This window comes from Pseudonocardia sp. SID8383 (assembly GCF_009864975.1).
GTDB lineage: Bacteria > Actinomycetota > Actinomycetes > Mycobacteriales > Pseudonocardiaceae > Pseudonocardia > Pseudonocardia alni.
In genome coordinates this window covers 1-949 of record NZ_WWFY01000199.1, presented here as the reverse complement: position 1 = coordinate 949, position 949 = coordinate 1, and the positions used below count along the sequence as shown (strand labels likewise).

1 protein-coding gene is annotated in these 949 nt (G+C 77.0%); it reads left to right on the top strand.

Annotation, left to right across the window (positions count from 1 at the left end):
* Positions 1 to 949, top strand: a 949-nt coding sequence (locus tag GTW08_RS04745; RefSeq protein WP_161151465.1) for an acyltransferase domain-containing protein, incomplete at both ends; no start/stop codon positions are given.

Below are 949 nucleotides of genomic sequence, written 5' to 3'. Positions count from 1 at the left end.
GGTCGTGGCCGCACCGCGTTCCTGTTCACCGGACAGGGCAGCCAGCGGGCCGGGGCGGGCGCCGAGCTGTACGCCCGGTACCCGGTGTTCGCCGACGCCCTCGACGACGTCGCGGCCCGGCTGGACACCGACGCCGGCGGCCCGCCGCTGCGCGAGGTCCTGTTCGCCGAGCCCGGCTCCGACGAGGCCGCCCTGCTGGAGCGCACCGGGCACGCCCAGCCCGCGCTGTTCGCGCTCGAGGTCGCGCTGTTCCGGCTCCTCGAGTCGTGGGGCGTCGTCCCCGACCTGCTCGCCGGGCACTCGGTCGGCGAGATCGCCGCCGCGCACGTCGCGGGCGTCCTGTCCCTCGACGACGCCTGCACCCTGGTGGCCGCCCGCGGCCGGCTCATGGAGGCGCTGCCCGCAGGGGGCGCGATGGTCGCCGTCGAGGCGGCCGAGGACGAGGTGGCGCCGCTGCTCACCGACGGCGTCGGCATCGCCGCGGTGAACGGCCCGGCCGCGGTCGTCGTCTCCGGCGACGTCGACGAGGTCGACGCGGTCGCCGCCCGGCTCGCCGCGCAGGGCCGGCGCACCCACCGGCTGCGGGTCTCCCACGCGTTCCACTCGCCGCTGATGGAGCCGATGCTCGACGAGTTCCGCGCCGTGGTCTCGGGGCTGGACTACGCGGCACCGGCGATCCCGATCGTCTCCACCGTCACCGGCACCCTGGCCACCGCCGACCGGCTCACCGACCCCGGCTACTGGGTCGAGCACGTCCGGGCCACCGTACGTTTCGCCGACGGGGTCGCCACCCTGGCCGGGCAGCACGACGTGCGCACCTTCGTCGAGCTCGGACCGGACGGCGTACTGTCCGCGGCCGCGCGCGACACCGTCGGCGACGAGCCGGGCACCGCGCTGCTCGCGCTGCTGCGCAAGGACCGCCCCGAGGTGCGCACGGTGCTCGCCGCGG